The organism is Cupriavidus necator (assembly GCF_013141915.1).
Classification (GTDB): domain Bacteria; phylum Pseudomonadota; class Gammaproteobacteria; order Burkholderiales; family Burkholderiaceae; genus Cupriavidus; species Cupriavidus necator_B.
Genome location: NZ_SROX01000014.1, coordinates 93,652 through 116,222, shown reverse-complemented (window position 1 = coordinate 116,222; position 22,571 = coordinate 93,652). Strand labels below are relative to the sequence as shown.

The following is a 22,571-nucleotide window of genomic DNA, read 5'->3' as shown; positions in this document are numbered from 1 at the left end:
GCGGGGAGCGCACTCCCCGTGATCACGGCGCGCCGGCACGAGCTGCCGCCGGCGCCCAACAAGGAATTCCCATGAGCAAACAATTCGACGTGCTGGTGATCGGCGCCGGCCCCGGCGGCTATATCGCCGCGATCCGTGCCGGCCAGCTGGGCCTGAACGTGGCCTGCTGCGAAGGCAATGCGTATGACGATCCCAAGGGCGAAGCCCGCCTGGGCGGCACCTGCCTGAACGTGGGCTGCATCCCGTCCAAGGCGCTGCTGGCTTCCTCGGAAGAATTCGAGAACGTCCAGCACCACCTGGGCGACCACGGCATCACCGTGGGCGACGTCAAGGTCGACGTGGCCAAGATGCTCAAGCGCAAGGACGATATCGTCGGCAAGATGACCAAGGGCATCGAGTTCCTGTTCCGCAAGAACAAGGTGACGCTGCTCAAGGGCTACGGCAAGTTCGTCGGCAAGACCGCCGAAGGCTTCCAGGTCGAGATCGCCGGTGAAGTGGTGACCGCCAAGCAGGTCATCATCGCCACCGGTTCGAAGGCTCGCCACCTGCCCGGCATCAAGGTCGACAACGACCTGATCAGCGATAACGAAGGCGCGCTCAAGTTCCCCACGGTACCGAAGAAGCTGGGCGTGATCGGCGCTGGCGTGATCGGCCTCGAGCTGGGCTCGGTGTGGCGCCGTCTGGGTGCCGACGTGACCGTGCTGGAAGCGCTGCCGGCGTTCCTGGGCGCCTGCGACGAAGGCGTGGCCAAGGAAGCGCAGAAGCAGCTGACCAAGCAGGGCCTGAAGTTCAGCCTCGGCGTGAAGGTGGACGAAGTGACCACCGCCAAGAACGGCGTGACCGTCAAGTACACCGACAAGGATGGCAAGGCGCAGACGCTGGAAGTCGACCGCCTGATCGTTTCGGTCGGCCGCGTGCCGAATACCGACAACCTGGGCCTGGACGCAGTCGGCCTGGCCGCCGACCAGCGCGGCTTCATCGAGGTGGACGACCATTGCGCCACCAAGGTGCCGGGCCTGTGGGCCATCGGCGACGTGGTGCGCGGTCCGATGCTGGCACACAAGGCCGAGGACGAAGGCGTGGCCGTGGCTGAGCGCATCGCCGGCCAGAAGCCGCATATCGACTACAACTGCATTCCGTGGGTGATCTACACCTTCCCGGAAATCGCGTGGGTAGGCAAATCCGAAGCCCAGCTCAAGGCCGAAGGCCGCGAGTACAAGGCCGGCCAGTTCCCGTTCATGGCCAACGGCCGTGCGCTGGGCATGGGCCATGCCGACGGCTTCGTCAAGATGCTGGCCGACGCCAAGACCGACGAGATCCTGGGCGTGCACATCGTTGCCGCCAACGCTTCGGACCTGATCGCCGAAGCCGTGGTGGCGATGGAGTTCAAGGCCGCCAGCGAAGATATCGGCCGCGTCTGCCATCCGCACCCGTCGATGTCGGAAGTCATGCGCGAAGCCGCGCTGGCCGTCGACAAGCGTCAACTCAACATGTAAGGCGCGTGTCTTTCGTTGCCTGAGTACCGGCGCGCCGCACTGCGGCGCGCCGTTTTCACTTGCGGCCCATGCCGCGTGAGCCCCGAGCATGAACGTCACCGAGTACTACGAGAAGGAACTGAAGGAGCGCGGCTACCAGTCCGACGAGGCCCAGCTGCGCGCCGTGGCCCGGCTGCAGCAGTGCTACGACGAATGGGTCGCCTACAAGGGCCGCCGCAACAACGCGCTGAAGAAGCTGCTGGTGCGGCCCGACGTGCCGCAGGGCGTCTACATGTGGGGCGGGGTGGGGCGCGGCAAGTCGTTCCTGATGGACAGCTTCTATACCTGCGTGCCGGTGGTGCGCAAGACGCGGCTGCATTTCCATGAATTCATGCGCGAGGTGCATCGCCAGCTGGAAGAGCTGCGCGGCCGTCCCGATCCGCTGGACGAACTGGCCAGGCGCATCGCGCGCCGCTTCCGCCTGATCTGCTTCGATGAATTCCATGTCAGCGATGTCGCCGACGCGATGATCCTGCATCGCCTGCTGCAGCAGTTGTTCGACAACGGCGTGCAGTTCGTGATGACCTCCAACTACCGCCCGGACCTGCTGTATCCGGACGGCCTGCACCGCGACCGCGTACTGCCCGCCATCGCGTTGCTGCAACAGAAGCTGGAGGTGCTCAATGTCGATGCCGGCATCGACTACCGCAAGCGCGCGCTGGAGCAGGTGCAGGCCTACCACACGCCGCTGGACGCCAAGGCCAACTCGGCGCTGCGCGACGCCTTCACCTCGATTGCCGGCGTCGCCGATGAGTCCCCGCTGCTGCATATCGAGCACCGCGAACTGCGCTCGCTGCGCAAGGCCAACGGGGTGGTGTGGTTCGACTTTGCCACGCTGTGCGGCGGCCCGCGCTCGCAGAACGACTACCTGGAACTGGCCTCGCAATTCCATACGGTGATCCTGTCCGACGTGCCGCGCATGACGCCGCGCATGTCGTCCGAGGCACGCCGCTTCACCTGGCTGATCGACGTCTTCTATGACCACAAGGTCAAGCTGCTGATGTCGGCGGAAGTGCCGGCCGACGAACTTTACACTGAAGGCCAGATGGCCAACGAATTCCATCGCACCGTGTCCCGCATCATCGAGATGCAGTCGCGCGAATACCTGGAATCCGAGCGCCGCACCATGGATACGTCGCTTACCTGAGCGCCGTTTCAGGCCCGGCCGACAATAGCCGGGCCGCCTTGATCTATATCAAGCGGAAATCGGGGGCGGGCCTATATCCTCGACCGGGTAGAAAAAGGTACCCATGTCGCCGCCCCCAGCCTCCAGTCCTTCCGCCAGCTTGCTGGCGCCATTCCAGCCGCCCGCAGGGCGCGATGGCGCCGACGCGGCCGCACACGCCGCCCGCGCACCGCTGGCCTGCTTTCATTGCGGCTTGCCGGTGACCGATACCGAGCCGCTGGCCGCGGACCTGGACGGCGGCCGCCGCGTATTCTGCTGCGGCGGCTGCCAGGCCCTGGCGCAGACCTTACATGCCGCTGGCTTTGCCCACTTGTACGGCGATGAGGCCCGTTTCGCCCGACCCATCGACGAGGAATCCCGGCGTGAAGCTGAACCGATCTGGGCCGCCTACGATACCCCGGAACTGCGCGCGCAATTTGTTCGCCCGCTCGACGGCGGCCGCGCCGAGATCACGCTCGCACCCGAGAACATCCGCTGTGCCGCCTGCGCCTGGCTGATCGAGCAGCAGCTCTGCCGCCAGCCGGGGGTGGAGTCGGCAATGGCCAACGTCGCCACGCGGCGGGTGGTGGTGCGCTGGCGCGACGGCGCCCAGACGGTGTCGGGGCTGCTGGCCGCGCTGGCCGGCATCGGCTACATGGCCTGGCCCTTCGAAGTCTCACGCACCGACCAGCAAGACCGCCGCGCGCGCCGCGGTCTGCTGATGCGCATGGCGGTGGCCATGCTCGGCATGATGCAGGTCATGATGTACGCATGGCCGATCTACACCCACGAGGCCACCATCGATCCCGGCCAGCTCCAGCTGATGCGCTGGGCCAGCTTCGCGCTGACGCTGCCGGTGGTCTGCTACGCCGCCTCGCCGATCTTCGCCGGTGCCTGGCGCAGCCTGCGCCAGCGCCATATGGGCATGGACGTGCCGGTGGCGATCGGCGTTGCCGCCGGTTTTGCGGCCAGCGCGCTGGCCACGGTACGCGGCGTGGGCGAGGTCTACTTCGATTCGGTGACGATGTTCGTCGCGTTCCTGCTGCTGGCCCGCTACCTGGAGCTACGCGTGCGTCAGGCCTCGCGCAGCGGTGCCGAAATGCTGGCGCGCCAGTTGCCCGCTACGTGCGAGCGGCTGTCCGGAGCCGGCGCGGCGGGCGAACGTATCCCGGTCGCGCGCCTGCGCGCGGGCGACCTTATCCGTGTCAAGGCGGGCGAGATCGTCCCGGCGGACGGCGCGGTGACTTCGGGCGCCAGTGAACTCGACGAGTCCATGCTGACCGGCGAAAGCCGCCCGGTGCGCCGCAGCGCTGGCGAGACTGTGCTGGCGGGCAGCTTCAATACGGCCAGCCCGCTGGAGCTGCGCGTGACCCGCGTCGGCGCCGGCACCCGCCTGGCCGAGATCGTCGCGGTGCTGGACCGCGCGCTGGCGGAGAAACCGCGCCTGGCGACGCTGGCCGACCGCGTGGCGGGCTGGTTCGTGGCGACGCTGCTGGCGCTGGCGGCACTGACCGGCATGGTCTGGGGCCTCTGGATCGATCCGTCCCGGGCCTTGCTGGTAACGATCGCGGTGCTGGTGGTCAGTTGCCCGTGCGCGTTGTCGCTGGCCACACCTGCGGCATTGGCCGCGGCCGGCGCGGCGCTGTCGCGGCGTGGCGTGCTGCTGGCGCGCGGCCACGCGCTCGAAACGCTGGCCCGTGTCACCGACGTGGTGCTCGACAAGACCGGCACGCTGACGGAAGGACGCTTTGCCGTGGCGGGGGTCGAGCCGCTGGGAGAAGTCGATTCCGGCCGATGCCTCGCCCTGGCCGCGGCCATGGAACGTGGCGGCGAGCACCCGATCGCGCGCGCGCTGACGGCGGCGGCGCCGGATCACGCCGGCCCGCCGCTGCAGGTCAGCGACATGCGCAATGTTCCCGGTCAAGGCCTGGAGGCGGTGGTGGCGGGGCGCCGGCTGCGTCTTGGCCGAGCCGATTTCGTGGGGGCTCTGAGGGGCCATGGCCTAGGCGCGCCGGCCGATCCGGGAAGCTCGATGCACCCCGGCGCCACGGTGGTTTGGCTAGGCGCCCAGACCGGACCGCTGGCACGCTTTGTCCTTGCCGACGTCCAGCGCCAGGAAACCCCGGCGCTGCTGGCGCGCCTGCGCGATCTGGGGGTGCGGTGCCATCTGGTATCGGGCGACAACCCCGCGGCGGTGCACTGGTGGGCGGAGCAGTTTGGCATCGAGCGCGTGGCGGGCGAGGTTACGCCGGAAGGCAAGCGCGATTACGTGGCGCGGCTGCAGCAGGGCGGGGCGGTGGTGCTGGCCGTCGGCGACGGCATCAACGACGCCCCGGTGCTGGCGCAGGCGCAGGTGTCGATTGCCATTGGCAGCGGTGCGCCGCTGGCCCAGGCCGGCGCGGACGCGGTGCTGACGCACGGCGGCGTGGCGGAGATTGCCACCGCCCTGGCGGTGTCACGCCAGACGCGCCGGGTGGTGCGCCAGAACCTGGGCTGGGCCTTCTTTTACAACGTGGTTGCCATTCCGCTGGCGGCGACAGGACTGGTCACAGCGTGGATGGCCGGCATCGGCATGTCGTTGTCATCGCTGCTGGTGGTCGCCAATGCCTGGCGCCTGCTGCGCGCCGGCAAGCCGCGGCAACACGGAGCCTGACGATGGAAACGCTTTACCTGCTGGTGCCGCTGAGCCTGGTGCTCGTGGTGGTCATCGCAGGTGCGCTGTGGTGGGCGCTTCATGCCGGGCAGTACGACGACTTGGAGCGGCCCGCCGAATCGATCCTGCTGGACAACGACAGGCCGTGAGCCTGCAGCGCGTGCCTCGGACCAGAGCCGCGCACGCAGGTTCAAGACGGTCCCGGAGCGGCTTGATAAAGATCAACGCACCTTTGGCATGGTTTTTCTAAAGTCACACTGTCAGTAGGATTTTTATTTTCTCTAAGCTTTGGGGGTCTGAATGGATGTCACTGCCGCGTCTTCACGCGTCGACACCTTCAATTACGGCGTCGTAAGACAGTTCGCTGTCATGACGGTAGTCTGGGGGATCGTCGGCATGGCCGTCGGCGTGCTGCTGGCAGCACAGCTGATCTGGCCCGAACTCAATTTCAATACTCCCTGGCTGTCGTTCGGCCGCTTGCGGCCATTACATACCAATGCGGTAATCTTCGCCTTCGGCGGCAGCGCGCTGTTTGCGACGTCTTACTACGTGGTCCAGCGCACCTGCCAGGCCCGCCTGTTCTGCGGCCCGCTCGCGGCGTTCACGTTCTGGGGCTGGCAACTGGTCATCGTCGCGGCCGCCATCACGCTGCCGCTGGGCATCACCAGCTCCAAGGAATACGCCGAACTCGAGTGGCCCATCGACCTGCTGATCACCGCGGTGTGGGTGGCCTACGCGATCGTATTCTTCGGCACCATCGTCAAGCGCAAGACCCGGCATATCTACGTCGCCAACTGGTTCTTCGGCGCCTACATCCTGACCATCGCGCTGCTGCACATCGTCAACAACATCGAGATGCCGGTGTCGATGTGGAAGTCCTACTCGGCCTATGCCGGCGTGCAGGACGCGATGATCCAGTGGTGGTATGGCCATAACGCCGTCGGCTTCTTCCTGACCACCAGCTTCCTGGGGATGATGTATTACTTCATTCCCAAGCAGGCCGAGCGCCCGATCTTTTCCTACCGCCTGTCCATCGTCCACTTCTGGGCGCTGAACTTCACCTACATGTGGGCCGGTCCGCACCACCTGCAATACACCGCGCTGCCGGACTGGGCGCAGTCGCTTGGCATGGTGTTCTCGCTGATCCTGCTGGCGCCTTCGTGGGGCGGCATGATCAACGGCATCATGACGCTGTCGGGCGCCTGGCACAAGCTGCGCACCGACCCGATCCTGAAGTTCCTGGTGGTGGCGCTGTCGTTCTACGGCATGTCCACGTTCGAAGGCTCGATGATGTCGATCAAGACCGTCAACGCGCTGTCGCACTACACGGACTGGACCATCGGCCACGTGCACTCCGGCGCGCTGGGCTGGGTCGCCATGATTTCCATCGGTTCGCTGTACTACCTGATCCCGCGGCTGTTCGGGGAAAAGCAGATGTACAGCGTGCGCCTGATCGAGTGGCATTTCTGGATCGCCACCATCGGCGTGGTGCTGTATATCGCCTCGATGTGGATTGCCGGGGTCATGGAGGGCCTGATGTGGCGCGCGACGCAGCCTGATGGCACGCTGACCTACGCCTTCGTCGAAGCGGTCAAGGCCAAGTATCCGTTCTATCTGATTCGCCTGCTGGGTGGCATGTGTTTCCTCTCCGGCATGCTGCTGATGGCCTACAACATCGCCAAGACCATTGTCGGCAAGACCGCCGTGGATGCGCCGATTCCGGCCAGCATCGCCGCCTCTGCCCACTGATCAATCCAGGATAGAAAGATGTCCGACAAACAACGCTTCTTTTCCCACGAAACGCTGGAGAAGAACATCGGCTGGCTGATCATCTGCACGATCCTCGTGGTCAGCATCGCAGGTCTGGTCCAGATCGTGCCGCTGTTCTTCCAGCACTCCACCACCGAGCCGGACCCGGGCATCACGCCGTATTCGCCGCTGCGGCTGATGGGGCGCGATATCTATATCCGCGAAGGCTGCGTCGGCTGCCACTCGCAGCAGGTGCGTACGCTGCAGGCCGAGACCGAACGCTACGGCCATTACTCCACCGCTGGCGAGTCGGTCTACGACCATCCGTTCCTGTGGGGCTCCAAGCGCACCGGCCCCGATCTGGCGCGCGTGGGCGGACGCTACTCCGACGACTGGCAACGCATCCACCTGCGCAATCCGCGCGACGTGGTGCCGGAATCCGTGATGCCATCGTACCCGTGGCTGGAAAAGGCCGAGCTGCCCACCACTGATATCCAGGCGCGCATGCGTGCGCTGGTCAGGCTGGGCGTGCCGTACACCGACGCCGAGATTGCGAAGGCCCCGGAAGAACTGAAAGGCAAGACCGAAGAGGACGCGCTGGTTGCCTACCTGCAAGGCCTCGGGACCAACCGCCGCAACGTCCGCGTCGATGCCGTCGCCGCGGCACCGAAGGAGTAAGCCATGGCCATGATCACCGCCATTGCGACTGTCGTGTCCATGGTTGTCTTTCTCGGCATCTGCTGGTGGGCCTGGTCCGCCGGCCGCCAGGCCGCCAACCGCGAATCGGCCTTGCTGCCGTTCGCGCTGCCTGACGAAACTACGACAACATCGAGCCGGAACCCCTAGCCATGAGCGATTTCATTTCCGAATTCTGGAGTTACTACATTGCCGCCATTGCGCTCATCGGCATCGTCTGGTGCGTATGGCTGCTGTTTTCGCAACGCAAGATCACCAAGACCGCCGGTGGCACCGAGGATACCGGCCATGTATGGGACGGCGACCTGCGCGAGCTGAACAACCCGCTGCCGCGCTGGTGGATGTGGATGTTCCTGCTGGCCTGCATCTTCGGCCTGGCCTATCTCGTGCTGTATCCGGGCCTGGGTTCGTACGCCGGCGTGCTGAAGTTCTCCACGCAGGGCGAGTTGGCCGCGCACCGCGCGGCGCAGGAGCGGATGCAGAACGAGATCTACGCCAAGTACCTGAAGATGGACGTCAAGCAAGTGGCGGCGGACCCGCAGGCGCGCGAGATCGGCCAGCGCCTGTTCCTGAACTACTGCGCGCAGTGCCATGGCTCGGACGCGCGTGGCAGCCGGGGTTTCCCCAACCTGACCGATGGCGACTGGTTGTACGGCGGCGAGCCGGACACCATCCGCCAGACCATCACCAAGGGCCGCAACGGCGTGATGCCGCCGTTCGGCGCATCCATCGATGCCAAGCAGGCGGGCGATGTGGCGCAGTATGTGCGTTCGCTGTCGGGGCTGTCGTCGGATCCGATCCGCGCGTCGCGTGGCGAAGGGACGTTCAAGACCACCTGCGTGGCCTGCCATGGCTCTGGCGGCAAGGGCAACCAGGCCCTCGGTGCGCCGAACCTGTCGGACAATGTCTGGCTCTATGGCAGCTCGGAGGCCAGCATCGTCGAAGCCATCCTGAAGGGCCACAACAACCATATGCCGGCACACGAGGAAATCCTGACGCCTGAACGCATCCGCATGCTGACGGCCTATGTGTGGGGATTGTCCAATACCGGAGCCGGAGCCGGAGCCGCGCAATGATCGACGACTCATCTGAGCGGGCGCTGTTGGCCCGCGGGAGAAGCTGCCCATGAACGCCCCCGGCACCGAAGAAGTGGCCCGGGCGGCCGACCTGCAGCGGTCGGCCGCTGCGCCGGGCGAGACCTCGGACGAAACCCTTTACGAGGTCCGCCGCAAGATTTATCCGCGCTCGGTGACGGGCGCGTTCTCCAGCTGGCGAGTGTGGCTGGTGATCCTGACCCAGCTTATCTACTACGGCACGCCCTGGCTCCAATGGAATGGACGCCAGGCCGTGCTGTTTGACCTTGGCGAGCGCAAGTTCTATATCTTCGGGCTGGTGCTGTGGCCGCAGGACGTGATCTACCTGGCCGTGCTGCTGGTCATCTCCGCATTGGCGCTGTTCCTGTTCACGGCGATCGCGGGGCGGCTGTTCTGCGGCTACGCCTGCCCGCAAACGGTCTATACCGAGATCTTCATGTGGATCGAGCGGCGGGTCGAAGGCGACCGCATTGCCCGCATCCGTCTCGATGGCGATCCTTGGAGCCTGCGCAAAGTCCGCATCAAGGCCACCAAGCATTTCCTGTGGGTGCTGATTGCACTCTGGACCGGCTTCACATTCATCGGCTACTTCGCGCCGATCCGCGAACTGGGCGGCGAGGTGCTGGCACTGTCGCTGGGGCCCTGGCAAGCGTTCTGGATGCTGTTCTATGCGTTTGCCACGTGGGGCAACGCGGGCTTCATGCGCGAGCAGGTGTGCAAGTACATGTGTCCTTACGCGCGTTTCCAGAGCGTGATGGTGGATCGCGACACCTACGTCGTCACCTACGACGTTGGCCGTGGCGAGCCGCGCGGCAGCCGCTCGCGCAAGACCGACCATCGCCAGGCCGGGCTGGGCGATTGTGTCAACTGCAGCATCTGCGTGCAGGTGTGTCCAACCGGCATCGACATCCGCGATGGCCTGCAGTACGAATGCATTGGCTGCGGCGCCTGCATCGACGCCTGCAACCAGGTCATGGACAAGATGGACTACCCGCGGGGGCTGATCCGGTACACCTCGGAAAACGCGATGCGCAAGGCTCTTTCCGCGGCGGCATCGCGCAAGCGCCTGCTGCGTCCGCGCGTGGTCATCTACTCGGTGGTCTGGGTGGCGCTACTGGCGGGCTTCATGGCCTCAATCATGCTGCGCACGCCGCTGAAGGTCGACATCATCCGCGACCGCGGCGCGCTGGGGCGGGAGGTGGACGGGCGCTGGATCGAGAACGTCTATCGGCTTCAGCTGATCAACACCACGGAAGCGCCGATGCAGATCCGCGTGCGCGCCGACAGCGATGAACTGAAGGGCCTGACGGTCGAATACGACAAGCAGGCCGAATCGCTGGCGCCGACGTCCAACCGGTTGCTGCCGATCCGCGTCCGCGTACCGATCGAGGCCGCCACACAGGGCACGCACAAGATTAACGTAACAGTAACGAGCGCAGGCACGGAGGAGGGGCATGCCGAAATCCGGCAATCCACCAGTTTTATCGTGCCGCGCGATTTGTGAAGCTGGGGACTCGGACGTAGTCGCCAAGATGAAGGGGGCAAGATGACTCGGCAAGGCAATCCGTGGTGGAAGGAACCGTGGCCGTGGCTGCTGATGAGTGGTCCGCTGGCAGCCATGGTGGCGTGCGGCGTGACGATCTGGCTGGCGTCGGCGCACCCCGACATGCCGGTGCAGGGCGCGACGCGGCATGGCCTGGTGGTGGAGAAAGGCGAAGCTGTGCCGCCCAGGCCTGCGGCAGCGAGGCAGCCATGAGGTTGCGCTGGCTGATGTGGGTGTTGTGGCCAGGCTTTCTGATGGCCGGCCTGGCGACGGCAACGGTTTTTTCCGTCGTCGATCCGGGTGACCTGAAATTCTTCGGCCATCCGATCGAATCGTCGCGCGAGTCGGTCTATACCGTTGGCTTCCTGCTGGCGTGGGTGTTCTGCGCCTTGTCCAGCGGGCTGACGCTATACACCATGCCGACGCGGCTCGCCGATACCGACGAGCTGGAATAGGAAGGCAATAGAACAGGGACCACCGCGTTGCCGGCGCCGCAGGCCGGCGCGGCAACGCCGCGATGCTTTAGCAACTGCGGCTGTAGAGTTGCTTGATGCCGTCCATGTCCACCAGCTTGACATGTCGCTGGCGGATCTGGATTAGCCCGGCCTCGGCAAAACGCGAGAACAGCCGGCTGACGGTCTCGAGCTTCAGCCCGAGGTAGCTGCCGATCTCTTCGCGGCTCATGCGCATCACGAACTCGGAGGCCGAATAACCACGCGCCGACAGGCGCTCCGACAGATTGATCAGGAAGGCGGCCAGGCGTTCCTCGGCGCGCATGGAGCCGAGCGTGACCAGCATCAACTGGTCGTGCGTGATTTCCTTGCCCATCAAGCGCAGGAACTGCTGCTGCAGCGAAGGCAAGTCGGCCGACAGCGACTGCAGATCGTTCATGCGCACCACGCATACCTCGGTATCTTCCAGCGCGGTCGCATCGGACGCATGCTGCATCTCGCCCAGGCCGTCGAGGCCGACGATTTCGCCGGGCAGGTGAAACCCGGTAATCTGCGAACGTCCGTCTTCAGTGGTGACATGCGTCTTCAGCGTACCGAAGCGGATGGCATAGACCGCAGTGAGCGGATCGCCCATGCGGTAGAGGGTTTCCCCCTTGTGCACGCGGATGCGTTCCTGCACCAGCGTGTCGATCTTGACGAGGTCTTGCTGCGACATGCCAACCGGAAGGCACAGCTGTCCCATTGCACAGGTGGAGCAGCGGGGCGACATCTCGGTAATGGGGATGGAGGTGAGCAATTGGAAACCTGCAAGAAATGGCAGCGGGGCACGATATGGGCATTTTACGTGCGATGTGATCCGGCAGGGAGACAGAATTGACATTCGGAGTATTGATCAGCGTTTTTCTGCTTGCGCTGTTAGGCGGGGTGCACTGCGCCGCCATGTGCGGCGGCGTGGCGCTGGCCGTGGAGCAGCGGCGCGGCACGGCGGCCCCGGTCAGCCTGGTACGCAACCGGACTGCCTGGCTTGGCGAGTTATTGGTGATGCACTTGGGCAGGATTTCGACCTATATGCTGCTTGGCGCCGCGCTCGGTGCCGCCGGCGCCACCGCCTGGAAGCAGGACTATCTGCCCTTGCAGCGCTGGCTCTTTGGTGCTGGCAGCCTGATGCTGCTGTGGTCCGGCTGGCGCCTGCTGCGTGGCAGCACCTTTACCGTGAACTGGCTCGAACGGCTGGCGGCGCACACCGGCGCTGCCGTGGCCGGCCGGCTCGGTGGCCTTGGCGGCGCGATGCCGGCCTTCGTGCGGGCGCGCAGCGGGCTGGCGCGGCGTTATGGCGTGGGCCTGGCATGGGGGCTGGTGCCGTGCGGCATGGTTTACGGCGCGCTGACGCTGGCGCTGCTGGCGGGCAATGCCGGCTCCGGCGCGTTGGTCATGGGCGTATTCGGCCTTGGCACGTTGCCGAACCTGCTGGTGCTGTCCGGGCTGTCGGGCTATCTCAGACTGTGGTCCAGGCGCCCGGGCGTGCGCCTGGGCGCGGGCCTTGCCGTGATGGCGTTCGGTGGTCTGGGCATTGCGCGAGCGGTGCTGCTGCCACATTCGCTGGCGGAACAGGGCTTTTGCCTGGTGTTTTGACGCCACGCGGTCCATCGTGCGGCGTTGGCGCCGCGCGCAAACAGGATGATGGTTGCAGGCGGAGGCGGGAATGCCATACAATCGCCTACATTGCGGTATCGCGCGGAGTCAGACAGGCTGCGGTAAGCAGCGGCGAGCAGCGCCTGGCGGCCTTCATACCCGAAGGCGTGCTCGGGACGCGGAAAGCGGAAGGCTTTCGATGGTCGCCAGTCCCCGCGGTCCATCCGGTTCAAAAGATCTGGTTCAAAAGTCCGGTTGGCACTGCGGCGTGGTAGATGCCGGCCTTGCTCCCGATACCCGTATTTTCTTGCGTCCGAGGCGTTCAGTTCGCCGACCGCGATGTCCGGCTGGATGCGGACGAGCGACGCAAGAGGTTCGCTGGCCGGTCCATGACGGCATGCGGACGATCTCCTGCCGGAACGACCCGGCAACTCGATGCAAAGAAAGGGAAGTGCACGGCTTGGGTACAGCAGGTATCCGGCTCGCTGCGCAATGAGATGGCGGTGGCTTTGGCACCGCTGTATCCAAAATCTCCGGTGCCCCGGATCCGTCCGGGAGCAGGTGCAAAGACAGGCTGCACACCATCAACATGAATACCCAAGAGGCGAAGATCGTCCTCGAGACGGCGCTGATCTGCGCGCAGGAACCGTTGCGCGTCAACGATCTGCGCCGCCTGTTCGACGATGACGTCGGCGCAGACACCATCCGCGTACTGCTGGACGAACTGCGCCAGGACTGGCGCCCGCGCGGCGTGGAACTGGTGGCGCTGGCCAGCGGCTGGCGGTTCCAGAGCCGGCCCGAAATGCGGGAATACCTCGACCGCCTGAATCCGGAAAAGCCGCCAAAATACTCGCGCGCCGTGATGGAGACCCTGGCAATCATTGCCTACCGGCAGCCGGTGACTCGCGGCGATATCGAGGAAATCCGCGGCGTGACCGTCAGTACGGAAGTGATCAAGAAGCTCGAGGACCGCAGCTGGATCGAGGTGATTGGCCACCGCGACGTGCCGGGCCGCCCGGCGCTGTATGCCACCACCAAGGCGTTCCTGGACGACCTCGGGCTGCGCACGCTCGACGAGCTGCCTCCGCTGGAAGACGCCCAGGCGCAGGCGCAGGCCGCCTTGCTGGAGCAACAGGCGATCAATTTCGAAGACCTGGCGGCGCACAAGCCGGCCAGCGCCGACGAGGAAGCCTTTGCCGAGCCGGGTTCCCCGGCTGATACATCGGCAACGGGCGAGGCGGCATCCGGGCGGGAAGGCGAAGTCGCCGCGCTCGCAGACAGCGCCAATGGCTTTGATGCGCAGCCGCTGCCGCCGGCGGCTGCCGAGACGGGTTCGGGCGATGCCACCGAACCGGCTGCACCCCCTCCGGACGGGGCGCGGGACCAACCGTCACATGACGGCACCCCGCCGCACCCGAGCGAGCACGACGAGCGCGTGCCGAACTGAACAACATGCAACATCCGATAGTGAATATCTTGTCTGATTCCGTTGACCAAGACGCCCGCCATGCGGGCGCATCCGCCGACACCGGCGCCGCAGAACCCGGATCGGGCAGTGACGCCGCGCCCCGCCGCAAGGGGCTGCGCCGCGGTCTGAGGAACCTGGTGGCCTCGCGCCGTCAGGCGAACCAGGACCGTGCCGAGGGCGCCGAAGGCGTCGGCGCAGGCGGCCAGGGCGATGCCGGCGAGCCGGGTGCACCCCAGGGCGCGGGCGCCGGACGCGGCGGCCAGCGTGGCCGCGGCAAGCGCAAGCCGGGCCAGGGCGAAGGCGGGCAGGTCAGCCAGGGCGGCAGCAAGGCAGACAAGATCGACCGCGCGGCCCGGGCCGAAGGCGCCGACAAGCCCGAGCAGCCTGGCCGCAAGCGCAAGCCGGGGCCGCGCAGCGGCAAGCCGGCGACTTCCGGCGACGCCCAGGGCGCCGGCGCGCGCCAGCAGGGCCGGCGCAAGGATGGCGGCAAGCCACAGGCACCCCGCAAGGGCCCGGCCGGCGCCGACAAGACCGCGGCAGGCAGCGAAGACCTGTTCCGCTTCGTCATCTCCGAGCAATACGACAGTGAAGACACGGTCATCCCGCGCACCAAGGCCAAGCCTGTGCGCGAGTTGTCCGCCGATGACGATGCGCCCAAGTTGCACAAGGTGCTGGCCGAGGGCGGCCTCGGTTCGCGCCGCGAGATGGAAGAGCTGATCCTGCAGGGCCGCGTCTCGGTCAATGGGCTGCCGGCTCATATCGGCCAGCGCATTCTGCCGGCCGACCAGGTCCGCGTGAACGGCAAGCTGATCCACCGCAAGGTGTCAACCAAGCCGCCGCGCGTGCTGCTGTATCACAAGCCCTCCGGTGAAATCGTCAGCCAGTCCGATCCGGAAGGCCGTCCGACCGTGTTCGACAACCTGCCGCGAATCAAGACCGGCAAGTGGGTCGCGGTGGGTCGCCTGGACTTCAACACCGAAGGCTTGCTGATTTTCACCACCTCGGGCGACATTGCCAATCGGTTCATGCATCCCCGCTACGGCGTCGAGCGCGAATACGCGGTGCGCACGCTGGGTGAGTTGGCCGAAGCCGACCGCCAGCGCCTGCTACACGGCATCAAGCTGGATGACGGCGAGGCCAACTTCCTGCGTATTGCCGACGGTGGCGGCGAAGGCGCCAATCATTGGTACCACGTGGCCCTGACCGAAGGGCGCAACCGGGAGGTGCGGCGCATGTTCGAGGCGGTCGGACTGACCGTGTCGCGCTTGATTCGCACCCGCTACGGCCAGTTCCTGCTGCCGCGGGGTCTGAAGCGCGGCCGCTGGCAGGAAGTGGAGCCGAATGATGTCAAGGCGCTGATGACCAGCGTCGGCCTGAAGGTGCCCAGCAAGGGCGAGCAGGCGCCCAAGGGCGCCACCAAGGTGGGCGGGCGCAAGCAGCGCACCGAGGCGGCGATCGCCGGCATGCCGATGCCCACGGGCATGGACGGCCTGCCGCGCGTCGACCAGGGCGGTACCCGCGGCGGCGGCGGCCGCAGCAGCCAGCCGGATCCGATGAAGACGTCGATGGGCTATATCAGCCATGGGCCGACGCTGCTGACCTCGCATGCCGCCAACCTGGGCGGCGGGCGCGGCACCGGCGCACGTCAGGGGCGTGGCGGCGGTACGGGCATGGGCGGCATGGGCGGCATGGGTGGCATGGGTGGCATGGGTGGCGCGAGGGGCCAGGCCGGCCAAGGGCAGGGCAAGGCCCGCCGCGGCGGTGGCGAGGCCAATGGCAACGTGATGCCGAAGGCGGCAAAAGCAGGCGGCAACCGCTCGCCGCGAGGCGGTGGCGGCGGCAATCGCGGGGGCAACCGCGGCGGCAACCGGTAAGCGCTGCTGGCGGCGCACGCGGGCACAACGCCCGCTGCCGCCGCGTTCAGTCCGTGGTAATGTCTTGCTTTTGCCTTTTCGACATAATCCGCGTATAATTCAAGTCTATTCAAAAAGCCATCCTTGTCCGAGGGTGGGCGAATGATGGGCATTGCGCCCATTTTTTTTTGGTTCGCCCGATTTCGGTGCTTCCGCTGGGGCGGAACGGGGTGGCGGACAGGCAGCGCTGCAACAGGGTCGTCCCGGACGGCACCGGCGGGTTTGCCTGCCACGGTGTTGATGGCCATTACTCGGGATAACAGTGCATCTGGCAGATTTGATCGAAACCACCCTTGGCGGCATGGGATATGAGCTGGTCGAGCTCGAGCGTGCCCCGGCCGGATTGCTGCGTGTCTATATCGATCAGCCTGAAACCGGCATTGCCATCGAGGATTGCGAAAAGGTGAGCCGCCAGCTCACCCACGCGTTTACGGTCGAGAACGTCGACTATGAACGCCTCGAGGTCTCGTCGCCCGGACTGGACCGGCCGCTGAAAAAGCTGGCCGACTTCATCCGCTTTGCCGGCGCGGAGGCGCGCGTGACGCTGCGCCTGCCCGTCAACGGACAGAAGAACTTCACAGGCATCCTGCGCGAGCCCACTGGCGCCGCGGGCGAGGAGAAGATCGGCCTGGAGTTCGAGGGCAAAGATGGCCCGGCGCTGCTGGAATTTGCCGTATCCGATGTCGACAAGGCACGCCTGGTGCCGGTATTCGACTTCAAAGGAAATCAAAGAAAAGGGAACAAGCAATGAGCCGCGAAGTTCTGTTGCTCGTCGATGCGCTTGCGCGTGAGAAGAACGTCGACAAGGATGTGGTATTCGGTGCCCTGGAGGCGGCGCTCGCCTCGGCCACCAAGAAGCGTTTCGAGGAAGACGTGGATATCCGTGTCGCGATCGATCGCGAATCGGGCGAGCATGAAACCTTCCGTCGCTGGCTGGTCGTTCCCGACGAACTTGGCCTGCAGGAGCCGGACAAGCAGATCCTGCTGTTCGAGGCCCGCGAGGAAAACCCCAGCATCGAGCTGGGCGACTATATCGAGCAGCAGATCGAGTCGGTCGAGTTCGGCCGCATCGGCGCGCAGGCCGCCAAGCAGGTGATCCTGCAGCGCATCCGCGACGCCGAGCGCGAGCAGATCCTGAACGACTACCTCGATCGCGGCGAAAAGATCATGACCGGCACGGTCAAGCGCGCCGACAAGAAGGGCCTGATCGTCGAGTCCGGCCGCGTCGAAGCGCTGCTGGCGCGCGACCAGATCATCCCCAAGGAAAACCTGCGCACCGGCGACCGCGTGCGCGCGTATATCCTGAATGTGGACCGCGCCGCGCGCGGCCCGCAGATCGAGTTGTCGCGCACCGCGCCGGATTTCCTGATCAAGCTCTTCGAGAACGAAGTGCCTGAAATGGAACAAGGCCTGCTGGAGATCAAGGCGGCTGCCCGCGACCCGGGCGTCCGCGCCAAGATCGCGGTGGTGGCGCATGACAAGCGCATCGACCCGATCGGCACCTGCGTGGGCGTGCGTGGCACGCGCGTCACCGCGGTGCGCAACGAGATCGGCGGCGAGGCGGTGGATATCGTGCTGTGGTCGGAAGACCCGGCGCAATTTGTGATCGGCGCGTTGGCGCCGGCGCAAGTGCAGTCGATCGTGGTGGATGAAGAGAAGCACAGCATGGACGTGGTGGTCGACGAGGAAAACCTCGCCGTCTCCATCGGCCGCAGTGGTCAGAACGTGCGCCTGGCGTCCGAGCTGACCGGCTGGCAGATCAACATCATGACGCAGGAAGAGTCGGCGCAGAAGCAGGCCGAAGAGAGCGATGTCGTGCGCAAGCTGTTCATGTCCAAGCTGGACGTGGACGAGGAAGTTGCCGACATCCTGATCGAGGAAGGCTTCTCCACGCTGGAAGAAGTGGCTTATGTCCCCATCAGTGAAATGATGGAGATCGAGGCCTTTGACGAAGACACCGTCAACGAGCTGCGCAATCGCGCGCGTGATGCGCTCCTGACGATGGAACTGGCCCGGGAAGAAAAGGTGGAAGAGGTGTCGCAGGACCTGCGCTCGCTCGACGGCCTCAACCCGGAATTGATCGGCAAGCTGGCCGAAGGCGATATCCATACGCGTGACGACCTGGCCGAACTGGCCGTGGACGAGCTGGTCGAGATGACCGGTGTCAGCGAGGAAGAAGCCAAGTCGCTGATCATGAAAGCACGGGAACATTGGTTCAACTGAGGGACACGGCCGGGCCGGCCAACACCAGCCCGGGCGCGCTTTCCGCAACAATTTGTCCCGACGTAGAAACCAAGCATTGAAAGGGTTTGAATGGCAAGCACAACAGTTGCCCAACTGGCCGCAGAACTGAGTCGCAGCGCAGCTGCCCTGCTGGAACAATTGCAGGCGGCTGGGGTGGGCAAAGCGACGCCAGAAGACATCATCACGGAATCGGATAAGACCAGGCTGCTGGACTATCTGAAGCGTTCGCACGGCCAGTCCGACGACAGCTCCCGCAAGAAGATCACACTGACCAAGCGCGAAACCTCCGAGATCCGCCAGTCGGATGGCACCGGCAAGACCCGCACGGTCCAGGTGGAAGTGCGCAAGAAGCGCGTGCTGATCAAGCGCGACGATGCTGCGCCGGATCTGCAGGCCGATGGTGCCGAGGCGCAAGCTCACGTCGTCGACTCCGCCGAGGAGGCGCGCCGCGAAGAGGACGAGCGCCGCCAGGCCGAACAGCTGGCGCGCCAGGAAGCCGAAGCCAAGGCCGCCCGCGAGGCCGCCGAACGCGAGGAAGCCGAGCGCCGCGCCCGCCAGGAAGCGCTCGAGGCCGAACAGCGCCGCCAGGCCGAACTCGCCGCCCGCAAGGCCGAGGAAGAAGCTGCCGCATCGCGCGCCGTGACCGAAGCTAACGAGGACTCCTCGCGCAAGAAGGCCGAGGACGAGAAGGCCCGCGTCGCCGCCGAGCGTGCCGAGGCGCAGAAGGCCGCCGACGAGGCCAAGGCTGCCGCCGACAAGGCCCGCGCCGAACAGGAAATCGCCGCGCGCAAGCGCCGCGAGGCGGCCGAAGCCGAGGCCCGCGCGATCCAGCAGATGCTGAATGCGCCGGCACGCGTGCTGAAGGCGCCGTCCGAGCGCAAGGCCGAGGAAAAGAAGGCCGAGCAGACCGGCACGCTGCACAAGCCGGTCAAGCCGCCCGGCACCGAAGCCAAGCCGGGCGAGAAGAAGCCGGTGACCACCACCACCGCCGTCACCACCACTGCCGACAAGAAGGGCAAGGTGGTCAAGGCCGGTTGGCAGGACGAAGGCAGCCGCAAGAAGGGCAGCGGCCTGAAGACGCGCGGCGATTCGTCGGGCGGCGTGGGCGGCTGGCGCGGTGGCCCGCGCGGCCGTGGCGGCCGTCAGCAGCAGCACGACGACGGCCGCAGCAACTTCCAGGCGCCGACCGAACCGGTGGTGCGTGAAGTGCACGTGCCGGAAACCATCTCGGTGGCCGACCTGGCGCACAAGATGGCGGTGAAGGCTTCCGAGGTCATCAAGCAAATGATGAAGCTCGGCCAGATGGTGACGATCAACCAGGTGCTGGACCAGGAAACCGCCATGATCGTGGTGGAAGAAATGGGCCACAAGGCGTATGCCGCCAAGCTGGACGATCCGGAAGCGCTGCTGGTGGTGGACGGTGAAGAGCACGAAGACGCCGAACTGCTGCCGCGTCCGCCGGTGGTGACCGTAATGGGTCACGTCGACCACGGCAAGACCTCGCTGCTGGACTACATCCGCCGCACCAAGGTGGCCGCGGGCGAAGCCGGCGGCATTACCCAGCATATCGGGGCCTACCATGTGGAAACCGACCGCGGCGTGATCACCTTCCTGGACACCCCGGGTCACGAGGCCTTCACGGCCATGCGTGCTCGCGGCGCCAAGGCTACCGACATCGTGATCCTGGTGGTCGCGGCCGACGATGGCGTGATGCCGCAGACCAAGGAAGCGATTGCGCATGCCAAGGCTGCCGGCGTGCCGATCGTGGTGGCGATCAACAAGATCGACAAGCCCGATGCCAACCCGGACCGCGTCAAGCAGGAACTGGTGGCCGAGCAGGTGGTGCCGGAAGAATACGGCGGCGATTCGCCGTTCGTGCCGGTGTCGGCCAAGATGGGTACCGGTGTGGAAGACCTGCTCGAGCAGGTGCTCCTGCAGGCCGAAGTGCTGGAGCTGACCGCACCGGTGGATGCCCCGGCCAAGGGCCTGGTGGTGGAAGCCCAGCTCGACAAGGGCAAGGGCCCGATCGCTACCATCCTGGTCAGCAGCGGCACGCTCAAGCGTGGCGATGTGGTCCTCGCTGGCAGCGCCTACGGCCGCGTGCGTGCCATGCTGGACGAGAACGGCAAGGCGACCAAGGAAGCCGGCCCGTCGATCCCGGTCGAAATCCAGGGCCTGTCGGAAGTGCCTGCCGCCGGTGAAGAAGTGCTGGTGCTGCCGGACGAGCGCAAGGCCCGTGAAATCGCGCTGTTCCGCCAGGGCAAGTTCCGCGACGTGAAGCTGGCCAAGCAACAGGCCGCCAAGCTCGAGAACATGCTCGAGCAGATGGCCGAAGGCGAAGTGCAGACGCTGCCGCTGATCGTCAAGGCCGACGTGCAGGGTTCGCAGGAAGCGCTGGTGCAGTCGCTGCAGAAGCTGTCGACCGCCGAAGTGCGCGTGCAGATCGTGCATGGCGGCGTGGGCGGCATCTCCGAGTCCGACGTCAACCTGGCGACGGCCTCGAAGGCGGTCATCATCGGCTTCAACGTGCGTGCCGATGCGGGTGCGCGCAAGCTGGCCGAGCACAACGGCATCGATATCCGCTACTACAACATCATTTACGATGCGGTAGACGAGATCAAGTCGGCGATGTCGGGCATGCTGGCGCCGGAAAAGCGCGAAACCACCATCGGCACGGTCGAGGTGCGCCAGGTGTTCCGCGTGCCGAAGATCGGTGCGGTGGCCGGCTGTATGGTCACCGACGGCATGGTCAAGCGCAATTCGCTGGTGCGCGTGCTGCGCAACAACGTGGTCATCCACGACGGCGAGCTCGATTCGCTCAAGCGCTTCAAGGACGATGTCAAGGAAGTGAAGCAAGGCTTCGAGTGCGGTCTGTCGATCAAGAACTTCAACGATGTTCAGGAAGGCGACCAGCTCGAGGTGTACGAAATCACAGAGGTGGCGCGTACGCTGTAAGGCGTCGCAAGCAACGGCAGGCTTCGGCCTGCCGTTGTCATCTCGACCAGACTGTATTGAATGGCCAAGAAAGGCAATATCTCCTCCCGCAACCTCCGCATCTCCGACCAGATCCAGAAGGACCTGGCCGAGATGATCCAGCGCGAACTGCGCGACCCGCGCCTCGGCCTGGTCACGCTGCAGTCGGTCACGCTGACGCCCGACTACGCGCACGCCAAGGTGTACTTCACCGTGCTCGGCGCCGAAGCGGCCGCGGCCGAAGCTATCCTGAACGAAAAGGCCGGCTACCTGCACTCGCTGCTGTTCAAGCGCCTGCACATCCATACGGTGCCGACGCTGCATTTCCATCATGACACTTCGGTCGAACACGCGATCGAGATGTCGCGGCTGATCAACGAAGCGAACGCCACGCGTTCCAAAGACGAAGACTGATGCCGGTGCCCATGCCGGCCGGCATGGGCCTTCCCGGCGCGGTCGCCGCGCGTGCCGCATCGCCGCCTCCCGCTTTTTCCCGATGACCGATTCCAACGCCAACCGTCCGCCGCGCCTGCCGCGTCGCGAGGTCCATGGTGTGCTGCTGCTCGACAAGCCATTGGGGCTGTCGTCCAACGACGCACTGGTGCGCGCCAAGCGCCTGTTGCGCGCGGCCAAGGCCGGCCATACCGGCACGCTCGATCCGCTGGCCACCGGGCTGCTGCCGCTGTGTTTCGGCGAAGCCACCAAGTTCTCGCAGGACCTGCTCGAAGCGGACAAGACCTATGACGCCGTGGTGCGGCTGGGCGCGCGTTCCAGCACCGGCGACGCCGAAGGCGAACTGCTCGACGTGCGCGATGTGACCTGCGACCGCGCCGCGGTGGAACGGGTGCTCGCGAGCTTTCTCGGCGAGATCGAGCAGGTGCCGCCGATGCATTCGGCACTGAAGAAGGACGGCCGTCCGCTGTACGAGTACGCGCGTGCCGGCCAGACCGTCGAGCGCGCGGCGCGCCGTGTCACCATCCACGCAATCGCGCTGCTGGACTGCGTCTTGCCGGCGGCGCCGTCGTTCACCATGCGCGTGACATGCAGCAAAGGCACCTATATCCGCACGCTGGCCGAGGACATCGGCGAAGCGCTGGGCTGCGGCGCCCACCTGAGCGGGCTGCGCCGCATTGCCGTGGGTGACCTGACCCTGGACGGTGCGGTCACGCTCGAGCAGATCGAGCAGCAGGACGATGCCGCACGGCCCGGGATGCTGGCCCCGGTCGACGCCTTGCTGCAGAAGAGCCCGCCCGTGACCCTGGATCAGGCTGCCGCTGCGCGCTTCCTGCAGGGACAGCGCATTGCGCGCCGGGATTTGCCCGATGGCATCGATATCGCCGAAGGCGTGCTGGTGCGCGTCTATGCCGGCGAGCCGGCGCGCCTGCTCGGCGTGGCGCGCATGCGCGAGGGGGCATTGCGGCCGGAGCGGCTGGTCAGGCTGTAAGCGCCGCTCC

General features: G+C 65.8%; 20 protein-coding genes. 19 read left to right on the top strand and 1 reads right to left on the bottom strand.

Features of this window, described 5'->3' with window-relative positions:
• Positions 1-71 precede the first annotated feature (71 nt).
• The 11 genes from lpdA to E5S69_RS23010 all read left to right on the top strand — a co-directional run bounded on the left by lpdA (position 72) and on the right by E5S69_RS23010 (position 10,890).
• On the top strand, positions 72-1,496 hold the full coding sequence (gene lpdA / locus E5S69_RS23060; protein WP_171516917.1) for a dihydrolipoyl dehydrogenase: 1,425 nt from the start codon (positions 72-74) through the stop codon (positions 1,494-1,496).
• 88 nt (positions 1,497-1,584) lie between these two features.
• Positions 1,585-2,682, top strand: coding sequence for a cell division protein ZapE (zapE, locus tag E5S69_RS23055; RefSeq protein WP_171516916.1), 1,098 nt, complete (start codon positions 1,585-1,587; stop codon positions 2,680-2,682).
• Between the two features lie 103 nt (positions 2,683-2,785).
• Complete coding sequence (locus tag E5S69_RS23050) at positions 2,786-5,353, top strand: heavy metal translocating P-type ATPase (RefSeq protein WP_171516915.1); 2,568 nt, start codon at positions 2,786-2,788, stop codon at positions 5,351-5,353.
• A gap of 2 nt (positions 5,354-5,355) precedes the next feature.
• Positions 5,356-5,502, top strand: coding sequence for a cbb3-type cytochrome oxidase assembly protein CcoS (gene ccoS / locus E5S69_RS23045; protein WP_171516914.1), 147 nt, complete (start codon positions 5,356-5,358; stop codon positions 5,500-5,502).
• Positions 5,503-5,653: 151 nt separating this feature from the next.
• A complete protein-coding gene (gene ccoN, locus E5S69_RS23040; protein WP_171516913.1) occupies positions 5,654-7,102 on the top strand; it encodes a cytochrome-c oxidase, cbb3-type subunit I in 1,449 nt (482 codons plus the stop codon).
• Between the two features lie 18 nt (positions 7,103-7,120).
• Positions 7,121-7,780 carry a cytochrome-c oxidase, cbb3-type subunit II gene (ccoO, locus tag E5S69_RS23035; RefSeq protein ID WP_171516912.1) on the top strand — a complete coding sequence of 220 codons (660 nt, stop codon included), beginning with the start codon at positions 7,121-7,123 and terminating at the stop codon, positions 7,778-7,780.
• A 3-nt stretch (positions 7,781-7,783) separates the two neighbouring features.
• Positions 7,784-7,948, top strand: coding sequence for a cbb3-type cytochrome oxidase subunit 3 (locus E5S69_RS23030; protein ID WP_171516911.1), 165 nt, complete (start codon positions 7,784-7,786; stop codon positions 7,946-7,948).
• Between the two features lie 2 nt (positions 7,949-7,950).
• A complete protein-coding gene (gene ccoP, locus E5S69_RS23025) occupies positions 7,951-8,874 on the top strand; it encodes a cytochrome-c oxidase, cbb3-type subunit III (protein WP_171516910.1) in 924 nt (307 codons plus the stop codon).
• 49 nt (positions 8,875-8,923) lie between these two features.
• Positions 8,924-10,396 carry a cytochrome c oxidase accessory protein CcoG gene (gene ccoG / locus E5S69_RS23020; protein ID WP_171516909.1) on the top strand — a complete coding sequence of 491 codons (1,473 nt, stop codon included), beginning with the start codon at positions 8,924-8,926 and terminating at the stop codon, positions 10,394-10,396.
• A gap of 42 nt (positions 10,397-10,438) precedes the next feature.
• Positions 10,439-10,648, top strand: coding sequence for a hypothetical protein (locus tag E5S69_RS23015; protein WP_171516908.1), 210 nt, complete (start codon positions 10,439-10,441; stop codon positions 10,646-10,648).
• Positions 10,645-10,890: a hypothetical protein gene (locus E5S69_RS23010; RefSeq protein WP_012353116.1), complete on the top strand. Its 246-nt coding sequence runs from the start codon at positions 10,645-10,647 to the stop codon at positions 10,888-10,890. Before E5S69_RS23015 ends, E5S69_RS23010 begins: the two co-directional genes overlap by 4 nt.
• Before the next feature lie 67 nt (positions 10,891-10,957).
• Here the strand turns inward: E5S69_RS23010 and fnr are convergent, their stop codons facing one another.
• Entirely contained in the window at positions 10,958-11,683 is a 726-nt protein-coding gene (gene fnr / locus E5S69_RS23005; RefSeq protein ID WP_171516907.1) for a fumarate/nitrate reduction transcriptional regulator Fnr, read from the bottom strand.
• 77 nt (positions 11,684-11,760) lie between these two features.
• On the opposite strand from fnr, the gene E5S69_RS23000 reads away from it, so the two are divergent.
• The 8 genes from E5S69_RS23000 to truB all read left to right on the top strand — a co-directional run bounded on the left by E5S69_RS23000 (position 11,761) and on the right by truB (position 22,561).
• Positions 11,761-12,519, top strand: a complete 759-nt coding sequence (locus E5S69_RS23000) for a sulfite exporter TauE/SafE family protein (protein ID WP_171516906.1) — start codon at positions 11,761-11,763, stop codon at positions 12,517-12,519.
• Between the two features lie 589 nt (positions 12,520-13,108).
• Positions 13,109-13,966 carry an SMC-Scp complex subunit ScpB gene (gene scpB, locus E5S69_RS22995; RefSeq protein WP_171516905.1) on the top strand — a complete coding sequence of 286 codons (858 nt, stop codon included), beginning with the start codon at positions 13,109-13,111 and terminating at the stop codon, positions 13,964-13,966.
• Positions 13,967-13,971: 5 nt separating this feature from the next.
• Positions 13,972-15,861: a 23S rRNA pseudouridine(2605) synthase RluB gene (gene rluB, locus E5S69_RS22990; RefSeq protein ID WP_171516904.1), complete on the top strand. Its 1,890-nt coding sequence runs from the start codon at positions 13,972-13,974 to the stop codon at positions 15,859-15,861.
• Between the two features lie 301 nt (positions 15,862-16,162).
• Positions 16,163-16,651 (top strand): ribosome maturation factor RimP, encoded by a 489-nt coding sequence (gene rimP, locus E5S69_RS22985; RefSeq protein ID WP_171516903.1) that lies wholly within the window; start codon positions 16,163-16,165, stop codon positions 16,649-16,651.
• Positions 16,648-18,123 carry a transcription termination factor NusA gene (nusA, locus tag E5S69_RS22980; protein ID WP_092309116.1) on the top strand — a complete coding sequence of 492 codons (1,476 nt, stop codon included), beginning with the start codon at positions 16,648-16,650 and terminating at the stop codon, positions 18,121-18,123. Before rimP ends, nusA begins: the two co-directional genes overlap by 4 nt.
• A gap of 90 nt (positions 18,124-18,213) precedes the next feature.
• A complete protein-coding gene (gene infB / locus E5S69_RS22975; RefSeq protein WP_171516902.1) occupies positions 18,214-21,099 on the top strand; it encodes a translation initiation factor IF-2 in 2,886 nt (961 codons plus the stop codon).
• A gap of 60 nt (positions 21,100-21,159) precedes the next feature.
• Positions 21,160-21,531, top strand: a complete 372-nt coding sequence (rbfA, locus tag E5S69_RS22970) for a 30S ribosome-binding factor RbfA (RefSeq protein WP_116356737.1) — start codon at positions 21,160-21,162, stop codon at positions 21,529-21,531.
• Positions 21,532-21,613: 82 nt separating this feature from the next.
• Complete coding sequence (gene truB / locus E5S69_RS22965) at positions 21,614-22,561, top strand: tRNA pseudouridine(55) synthase TruB (RefSeq protein ID WP_171516901.1); 948 nt, start codon at positions 21,614-21,616, stop codon at positions 22,559-22,561.
• Positions 22,562-22,571: the final 10 nt, after the last annotated feature.